The sequence below is a fragment of the Anaeromyxobacter oryzisoli genome (assembly GCF_022690765.1).
In the GTDB taxonomy this organism is placed as follows: domain Bacteria; phylum Myxococcota; class Myxococcia; order Myxococcales; family Anaeromyxobacteraceae; genus Anaeromyxobacter; species Anaeromyxobacter oryzisoli.
On record NZ_JALCZA010000012.1, the window covers coordinates 91503 to 99304 of the forward strand.

The following is a 7802-nucleotide window of genomic DNA, read 5'->3' on the forward strand; positions in this document are numbered from 1 at the left end:
GTGCTCGCGCCCGGCGGCGCCCTCGTCCTCGTGGACTTCGGCGCACCGCGGAGCGCGCTCCTGCGCGCCGTCTTCTGGCCCCTCGGCCTCTTCGAGCACGTCGCGGACAACCTGCGAGGACGGATCCCGGCGCTGCTCGACGGGGCTGGCTTCGCGTGCAGGTAGGTCGGCCGGTACGGCGGCGTGGTCGCGGCGCTCGCGGCCACGCCTCGAGCGAGCACGGCGTCCGGCGCGCGGCCTCCGGATCACCCGCGGAGCGGAAGCTGAGCCGTCACGTGTTGCAACAGCGGGGCGGGCGCTGGTCGTCTTCAGGCCAAGCGCTCGAGAGGCGGTTCGCCGCGAGACCATCGCGCGCCGTTCAGGGCCGCGCGCACGCGAGGCCTGCCTCGGCGTCGCGCGTTACTCCCGCATGGCGCGGAACGCCTCCAGGTAGCTGTTCGGCGAGTGGTCGTCGATCGAGACAGGCAGGTGCATGTCGTGCAGCAGCGGGAACTGCTTGAAGAAGAAGGCGGCGAACGCGATCGGCACCGACAGGAGGGACATTGCCTGGGCGACCGCCTTGCGGCGCGGCGACCATCCGTCGAGGGAGCCGAGGAGCTCGTTCCCCGAGTGACTGAACCTCCCGGCGATCATGGGCGGCATCCTCGGGACCAGGTCGCGCTGGTAGACGTGACGGAAGTGAATGCCCCCGAAGGCGGCGTCGCAGCTCGCGGCGAACTCGTCGTCGCCCACCATGGGCTGGCCGTACGTGTAGACCCCCCGGATGAGCGGGCGCCACGTGGTGCACTCCGGGTCGGTGAAGATGCTGGCTGCCGCGAGGACCGCCATGGCGCCACCGAGGCTGTGTCCGGCGACGTACAGGGCCTCGAGACTTTGACCGCCGTCGCCGTCGACCGCGGCCGAGACGACGTCGTAGATGTCGCTCCAGAGCGCTCGCACGTTGCGCATGAACCCACCATGAGTGCGTCCCCTGCCGCGGAACCTCTTCGGCTCGACGTTCGCGTCGGTGAGCCAGTTGATCGCGTTCACCGGCTCGGTCCCGCGGAAGCACAGCACGCCGACTGGCCCGCTCTGGACGAAGAACACCGTCGCGACCACCAGCATCGCCTGGTTGGTGACCGACACCTGGAGGCACGAGTCGTCGTCCTCGATGATGCCGCGGTGGTGGAGGGCGTCTGCGAGGGTCTGCCCATCGGAGTAGGACCAGGCCGCGATGTCGTCCAGGACGTCCGCGGCATCCTCGCGGTAGTTCCGGCGCGCGTCCTTCAGGTCCGTGGAGATCTGCGCATCCCCCGCCTTCCACAGGTCCGACAGCTTCCCCGGACCGTTGCGAGAGGACAGGTCCTTCCCGGGTTGCGGGCGGAAGGTTGCGCGAATCTTCGCACCGGGGAACGCGCTGCCGCGGTTGCTGCCGACCGCGACCTCGATCTGCTCGATCGTCACCGCCCGCGCCAGGGGAGGGGAGCCCTGGTCCCGTTGCTGCGGCTGGCCGACGGTGACGGCGCGAGCCTCGGTTCCCGTGCGGTTCGAGCGCTTCGAGCGAGAGCGGCCGGCGACTTCACGAAGCTCCGCCTTCCTGGCCATGGGCACCTCGGGGGTTGCGAGTTCCAGCCAGTCTCGCGCTCGGCCTTCACACGGAGCGTGATTCGACGGGGCCCCTCTTGCTGGCGGCAGCGACCGGTACGCGACCGTCGGGGGAGTCGCGGCCATGGCGGCAGACGCCGAGGACGGGTCGCTCGAGATTCGTTGGCGTCCAAGGGTCGCGAGCAATGCGCGCCGGCTGGACGAGGGGGCATACCGGATCGTGGCGCACGCGACGGAGGTGCTCGGTGAGGCACCGCTCGCACGCAGCATCCTCCGCGGGTTCGTCGTGAAGCATGGCGGTGGGTGCACCAAGCCATCGCGCGCAGGTTCGAGCACTAAGGACGGCCAGCCGCCGAATTGGTCGTATTCGCCGGATCCGCATCTGGCTGGGGGCGCGTGACGAGACCTGAGAGGCCAAACTGACCTGCCCCCCGACTCTAGACGGCTATCGGTGTGAGCCCGGTTGAACTGCGAGCAAACTGCGCGGTCGCCACGCCCGCCCCTACGAGGAACGCGGCACCCTGCACGGTTGTCGCCTGCGCGTCGGCGAGAGCGACGCGTGCGCGAGCTAGATCTGCGCCGGGTGCTCCGTCTCGTTCGGGACCTGCATGCGCGGCTCGCCGGCCGCCATGAGCTCGCCGAACATGTGCCTCCATCTCCTTGCTATGGCCTCGCGGTCAACGCGATCCCGCCCGAGGTGGAGCGACGAGGCCACTCCCTCCGTTTGCGAGGAGGAGTCGCTTGTACTCCATCGAGTGCGTCTGCGGGCAACGCAACACGGCTTCCACGAACTCGTCGGGAGGCCTGTAGTCGTGGGCGTCGATGTAGTGAGCGATGAGCGATGGGGCGACGTAGAGGACGCCTGACCCCGGAACAAAGAGGTTCGAGGCTCCCATTTGCACGACAACATCGCCGTCGTGAATGACGTCCGGTCCACCGGAAAACTGGCAGAGGTCACAGCGGGCGACGCCCGCGGTCGCGATCGGCTGGAACGGGGAAACGAGCAGGACGCAGAGCTTGTCGAAAAATTCTCGACCCACGGCGCCAGTGCGGAACGGCTGCCCGCGCGCCAGCCACCCAACGGCGCGGAGTGCGCTCGGATCTCCCACCAGGAAATATTCGATGGGACCGAGGTCCGCGAACGCGATCATGACAGGGCGACTGTAGCACGCGCTGGCATCCCGGTTCGGCCGCTTCCCGTCCCGAAGCGCCGCTTCCACAGCCCCCGCCTGTTGCCGAGACCGAGCACCGGGACCGCCGATCCGGCAGGACAGCGGGGTCGCCACGCCCGCCCCTCCGAGGAACGCGGCACCGTGGACGGTTGTCGCGCCTCCGCGTCGGCGCGAGGGACGCGTGCGCGAGCTAGATCTGCGCCGGGTGGTCCGTCTCGTTCGGGACCTGCATGCGCGGCTCGCCAGCCGCCATGAGCTCGCCGAACATGTCTTCCATCTCCTTGCCGAGCTCCTCGAGCCGCTCCGCGCCGAGGAGCTTCCTCGCCGTCGGGAAGAGCTCCTTCTCCTCCTCCTCGACGTGGTGCTCCTTCTGCTCGCGCATCACCGACATCTTGGCCTCCGCCTCGTCGTCGATCTCCGAGAGGTCCACGAGGTCGGCGATGATCCGCTTCACGGAGAGGTGCTCCTCGACGGCCTCCCGCAGCTTCTCCTTGGTGCGCGCGTCCTTCGTCGCCGGGTAGAAGATCCTCTCCTCGATCGTCGCGTGCGCAGCGAGCAGGTCGCTGATCTCGCGGCAGAGCTGGAGCTTCTTCTTCGTACCTCCCGACGCCTCCTCGAAGTCGTCGAACAGGCGGTCGATCTCGCGGTGCTGCTCGGTCAGGAACTTGATCGCGTCCATGGCGTCTCCTCCTGCTGCGGCAACGGTAGGCATCCGCGCATGTTCCGCCGAGGTGAGAGGCGATGTCGCGAACGCACGAGGGCCCCGCTGCGATCCCGGACGACGCGGGAGCGCCGGCCCCCCTACGAACCGAGACAGCGGCCGAGGTGCGGTGGCCAACGCGCGAGGGGCCGGACCAGCGATTGGCGGACCAGCGATCGCATGGACGCAGCGATGCTCACGGATCGAGAGGACCGGGGACCCCGAAGCGGTCGCGTTCCAAAACGAACAGCGGTCGCCCTGCTGAGAAACGAACGATTCCGGGCACCGAGGCTCGACCCGGCGCAGGCGGCCGCGGGGTCCGGATCGCGTTCCGGGTCGGCGCGGGGGAGGGCGTGCCAGCGCGATGCTCGAGCGCGTTGAGGAGCGTGAGGCCGATCGCTACGATGCGCCGCCATGACGAACGCCGACCTGACCTGGAATCGGGCTTGCCTGGAAGAGGGAGGCGCTCAGCCCCGGGAGGGCGACGCGGCGCTCTTTGCCATGCTCCGCTTCCACGGTCTCGCGATGAATGGCGGGGTCTGCCACGCGGTCGAATGTCTGGCGCCTGCCGAGCTCGCTGAGGCGATTCATGGCTACGAGTTCTATGGGGTCATCGGAATCGTGCCCATCGTCGACGCAGCCCAGAACGTGCCAGCCGATGACGATGAGGCAGGTGAGCTCGAGCTACGGCTGGATGCCGAGTATGCGGCGACGGTCTCCGATGGTGACGCGGCGCTCGTCCATCGATGTCACGAACATTTCGCCGCCCATCCCGAGCAGTACGCGCCGTTGGACTAGGCTGTCGCGAGGCGCGGTAGGTGATCCACCAGGAGCGCCCAACCTGATCCACCCAGGGGCGGGGTAGCTGATCCATCCCGCAGCTCCCCACATCACGATGACGCAGCCGGAGGACAGCCCTTCGCCCGGTGGATGCGCGAACGCGGTTCGAGGCGAGTCCAGCGTGGTAGCGTCGGGTGATGTGGCTCCCGGATCGCGCCAAGCTCATCAAGGTGTCCCTTTCCTCGAACGGCGAGGACGTGGAAACACCGTGGGCCGAAGACAGCGGACCGGCCCCGGGACCTGCGGGAGCTCACTACGCTCGCCTCGGCAACGTTCCATTCCTTCACGCAAAGCCAACGTACGGAGACGTGATCGTCGTCGTCCCGGACGGCGAGGGGGTGCTCAGCTGGGACAGCGGCGGACTGCCGTACGAGCGCATCGGCGAGCGCATCATCGAGGATGGCGGCCGGTGGGTGATGGTGCTCGACTACGTGCTCTTGGAGGTCGGCGGCGACGCGCAGCAGGCCTTCAGCGCGCTGGACATCGCCGGCGAGAGGCGTGACATCGCCGTCGAGGGTTGCTACGGACCGAAGTCCGAAAGACCCGGGCGTGCGTATCTTGCCGTGCCCAATCACCTCGGCGCCGACGCTGTCTTGGCCTACCTCGAAGGCCAGCGCCTGCCGATGACGCTGTCTCTCGTGCATCCGGTCGACGACGAGGGTGAGTAGCCTCGTAGCTGCCGACTCGTAACCAGCCCGATGCTGGGTCCAAGACCCCGTGCACGCGGAGGCGCAGCGCCTGCCGAGTCATCACAACCCGCCGTAGAACCTCCCGAACGTGCGTGCCAGCATCACGGACATCAAGAGAGCCCCCGCCCCCGTGACGATGACGTGCCGCCAGCGCCGCAGCTCGAACGTCCCCACCTTGGCCACCAGCAGGTAGCCGACGACGAGGTTGGCGAAGCCCCAGAGGACGTTCACGAGCGCGGAGGACAGCCCTTCGCCCGGTGGATGCGCGAACGGACTTTGGAACGGGTGCCCGGAATGCCGTTCACGTAGTGCGGCACCGCGTTCGCCAGGAACGCGCCGCCGAAGAAGTACGCGAGGTCGTGGTACCAGCGCATGGGTTCCTCCCGGTCAAGGGCTGCCGCGGGGGTTCTGCGCGACGATGTTCGAGCGCATCATGGCGCTGGACGGTAGCACGCGGCCGACGCTCGTCCAGAGCGACACGCAGAGCCCTCGCATCTGCCGCGCAGACGCCCCTGTACTGGAACCCGTGGTCGGTGCGCAGCTCGACGCCCAGCGGCACGCGCTTCGGCTCCACGATCGCGAAGAGCTCGTCGAAGCCGGCGCGCCTCGTGGGAGTCGATCCCGATCCGGACATGCTCGCGCAGGCCGAACCGAAGCTCCGGGCGGCGGGCGTGGCGGCCGAGATCCTGCGCGGCTCGGCGGACGCGCTGCCGTTCCCGGACGGCTCCCTCGACGTCGTCCGTGTCGAGCCTCATGTTCCACCACCGCGACGCGGCGACGAAGCGGGGGGGCGCTCCGGGAGTGGCGTCGGGGCCGGGGAGTGGGTCGCGCATTTCCCCGAGCCGCGTCCAAGGCGTGGTGCCTCGCGCCGGTGCGGCAACAGCCCACACCGCTTTCCTCGGTTCGGCGCGCGCAGGATGCTCTTCGGAGGTAACGCCATGCGGTTCATCAAGGCGCTTGTTGGAGTGCTCGCGCTCGCGGGCGGAGGGCTCGCCCTCGCGCACGACCCAGCGCAGGACCATGACCACGGGGACTGCGGCTGCTGCTGCGACCACGAAGATCACCACGCTCGCCACCACTCCTCGAAGAACGCGTCGTCGAAGGGCGCGTCGTCGCAGAAGAAGGCGCAGGAGAAGGCCCCGGCGCCGGCGGATCAGAACGCTCCGCCGGCACCGGCCGAGAAGCCCGCGCCGGCGAACCCGAAGTAGACGGGCGGGCGCGAGCCGCTCGCCGTCTGCCACCGGGCAGCGTCGGTCACGCTTCGGGGTGCTCAGAGCGTGACGCGGCGCACGCGCAACCGCCGCCCCCGCAGCTCGTCTCGCCCTGCGCGTCGGGGGCGAGCGCGGCGGAGGCCATGTCGTCCTCGCACCCGCACCCCTCGCCACGCCATGCCTCCATCCCTTCGCGGGCGATGTACACGGTCATTCCCAGCGCGGCCACCGGGTCGGCCCACCACCACCCGAGGGCCGCGTTCAGGCCGATCCCGCCGAGCGTGATGATGGAGAGCCAGAAGCATGCGGTGGTCTGGAAGGCGTCGGTCTCCAGCGCGCGGCTCCCGAGCCGCTTCGCCGCACGACGTTTCGCGCGCGCGAGCCACTGCATCGCGACGATGGATACGGCGGTGAGCACGATGCCAACGACGCTCGGTCGCGGTTCTTCCCGAGCCCAGAGCGCCGACGCTCCGTCGAACGCGACGTAGGCGGCGAGGAGGAACAGCGACGCACCGACGAGCTTGTGAGCGCGCGCGTCGAGACGCTCCACGGCCTCGTGGTCGGCCCCGCGCCGCTCCGCGAGAAGCCTCCAGACGAGGACGCCGCCCGACGCGCTCTCCACGAAGCTGTCGATGCCGAAGCCGAGCAGGGCGACGCTGCCCGCGAGGATGGCGGCCGTGACTGCAACGACGCCCTCGACGATGTTCCAGCCGATGGTCAGGTACTCCAGGCGTAACGCCTGCGCCACTGCGCGCTTGCGGTCGTCGTTCACGTTGTTGTGTCGTCGAGCGGGAGCCCGGCTCCTTCGTCGATGCCGTTGAAAGGCGTCCGTCCTGGCTATGACGATGTAGGACAGCCGTCAAGGTGGGCCCCTTCGCGATCAAGCCCGGGGGGCTACGGACGCCCGCCCCGGCGGGAGAAGGGACCTGCCCTCCGACCACGCCGCGACGGCGCGCGCCGCCCACGTCGTGCACGTTGATCGCGCCCGTCATCGAGCGGTGCAGGCGGTCTTTACTCTCGGGCGGTGGAGCGCGGTGATCGGGCTGGCCTGCCAGTGCGCGTCGGGCATGGATCCCGGCCCTCGGGCTCGAGGCGGGGGCCGAAACCGGCGAGAGGATGGCGGTGGATCACGAAGCTACGCGGGAGCCAACGGCTACTTGTCGCGGTACGTGATGCGGCCGCGCGTCAGGTCGTACGGCGACAGCTCCACCTTCACGCGGTCGCCGGTGATGATGCGGATGTGGAACCGCTTCATCTTTCCCGACGGATACGCCAGCACGACCGGTCCCTGATCCAGCTTCACGCGGTACATGCCGCCGCTCGACTCCTCGATGCGGCCCTGCACCTCGATGCCTGCTTCCTTCTCGCTCAATCGCTCTCCTGTTCGGGTTCAGTTCACGCCGTGAAATCGCCCACGGTGTAGGCCGGTGTCGAAGTGCAAGGCGCCTCCAACACCCAACTCCTCGAGATCGGGCCCTTCGGTAACACGGCCTTGCTACCGATTGCCTCCGGAACGAAAAAGCTCCCGAGAAGCGGGAGCTTGGAGTGGAGGCGCCGGGAATCGAACCCGGGTCCGAAAGACTTCCAGTGAATGGCCCTACGCGCG

10 protein-coding genes, 1 other RNA gene and 1 pseudogene are annotated in these 7802 nt (G+C 69.0%); 4 read left to right on the top strand and 8 right to left on the bottom strand.

The genetic code is table 11. The features are described from left to right. Positions 1 to 500 (top strand): annotated as a pseudogene (locus MNZ27_RS24240) (hypothetical protein); the annotation flags it as partial. On the opposite strand, the gene MNZ27_RS06520 reads toward MNZ27_RS24240, so the two are convergent. From MNZ27_RS06520 to MNZ27_RS06530, 3 genes are all read right to left on the bottom strand, one after another. Beyond that, positions 400 to 1584 carry a lipase family protein gene (locus MNZ27_RS06520; protein WP_242393231.1) on the bottom strand — a complete coding sequence of 395 codons (1185 nt, stop codon included), beginning with the start codon at positions 1582 to 1584 and terminating at the stop codon, positions 400 to 402. The pseudogene MNZ27_RS24240 and the gene MNZ27_RS06520 overlap by 101 nt on opposite strands. Before the next feature lie 677 nt (positions 1585 to 2261). Beyond that, complete coding sequence (locus MNZ27_RS06525) at positions 2262 to 2735, bottom strand: DUF7919 family protein (RefSeq protein ID WP_242393232.1); 474 nt, start codon at positions 2733 to 2735, stop codon at positions 2262 to 2264. A 211-nt stretch (positions 2736 to 2946) separates the two neighbouring features. Continuing rightward, entirely contained in the window at positions 2947 to 3435 is a 489-nt protein-coding gene (locus MNZ27_RS06530; RefSeq protein ID WP_242393233.1) for a hemerythrin domain-containing protein, read from the bottom strand. 435 nt (positions 3436 to 3870) lie between these two features. On the opposite strand from MNZ27_RS06530, the gene MNZ27_RS06535 reads away from it, so the two are divergent. Both MNZ27_RS06535 and MNZ27_RS06540 read left to right on the top strand, forming a co-directional pair. Then, entirely contained in the window at positions 3871 to 4254 is a 384-nt protein-coding gene (locus tag MNZ27_RS06535; protein ID WP_242393234.1) for a hypothetical protein, read from the top strand. Positions 4255 to 4604: 350 nt separating this feature from the next. After that, positions 4605 to 4964 carry a hypothetical protein gene (locus tag MNZ27_RS06540; protein ID WP_242393235.1) on the top strand — a complete coding sequence of 120 codons (360 nt, stop codon included), beginning with the start codon at positions 4605 to 4607 and terminating at the stop codon, positions 4962 to 4964. 81 nt (positions 4965 to 5045) lie between these two features. Here MNZ27_RS06540 and MNZ27_RS06545 read toward each other — a convergent pair whose 3' ends face one another. Then, a complete protein-coding gene (locus tag MNZ27_RS06545) occupies positions 5046 to 5216 on the bottom strand; it encodes a hypothetical protein (protein ID WP_242393236.1) in 171 nt (56 codons plus the stop codon). Then, the gene (locus MNZ27_RS06550; RefSeq protein ID WP_242393237.1) at positions 5213 to 5359 is read right to left on the bottom strand and encodes a hypothetical protein; all 147 of its coding nucleotides are present in this window, start codon (positions 5357 to 5359) and stop codon (positions 5213 to 5215) included. Before MNZ27_RS06550 ends, MNZ27_RS06545 begins: the two co-directional genes overlap by 4 nt. Before the next feature lie 159 nt (positions 5360 to 5518). Here MNZ27_RS06550 and MNZ27_RS06555 point away from each other — a divergent pair, with 159 nt between their 5' ends. Further along, positions 5519 to 6193, top strand: a complete 675-nt coding sequence (locus tag MNZ27_RS06555) for a class I SAM-dependent methyltransferase (protein ID WP_242393238.1) — start codon at positions 5519 to 5521, stop codon at positions 6191 to 6193. A gap of 46 nt (positions 6194 to 6239) precedes the next feature. On the opposite strand, the gene MNZ27_RS06560 is transcribed toward MNZ27_RS06555, so the two are convergent. The 3 genes from MNZ27_RS06560 to ssrA all read right to left on the bottom strand — a co-directional run. Continuing rightward, entirely contained in the window at positions 6240 to 6968 is a 729-nt protein-coding gene (locus MNZ27_RS06560) for a cation diffusion facilitator family transporter (protein ID WP_242393239.1), read from the bottom strand. Positions 6969 to 7349: 381 nt separating this feature from the next. Beyond that, entirely contained in the window at positions 7350 to 7568 is a 219-nt protein-coding gene (infA, locus tag MNZ27_RS06565) for a translation initiation factor IF-1 (protein ID WP_242343790.1), read from the bottom strand. Between the two features lie 171 nt (positions 7569 to 7739). Then, positions 7740 to 7802: a transfer-messenger RNA gene (gene ssrA, locus MNZ27_RS24340) on the bottom strand; the annotation flags it as partial.

Bases quoted from the DNA above. Each gene is read 5' to 3' on its own strand.
- MNZ27_RS06520 (WP_242393231.1), bottom strand. From the start codon at position 1,584: ATGGCCAGGAAGGCGGAGCTTCGTGAAGTCGCCGGCCGCTCTCGCTCG.
- MNZ27_RS06525 (WP_242393232.1), bottom strand. From the start codon at position 2,735: ATGATCGCGTTCGCGGACCTCGGTCCCATCGAATATTTCCTGGTGGGA.
- MNZ27_RS06530 (WP_242393233.1), bottom strand. From the start codon at position 3,435: ATGGACGCGATCAAGTTCCTGACCGAGCAGCACCGCGAGATCGACCGC.
- MNZ27_RS06535 (WP_242393234.1), top strand. From the start codon at position 3,871: ATGACGAACGCCGACCTGACCTGGAATCGGGCTTGCCTGGAAGAGGGA.
- MNZ27_RS06550 (WP_242393237.1), bottom strand. From the start codon at position 5,359: ATGCGCTGGTACCACGACCTCGCGTACTTCTTCGGCGGCGCGTTCCTG.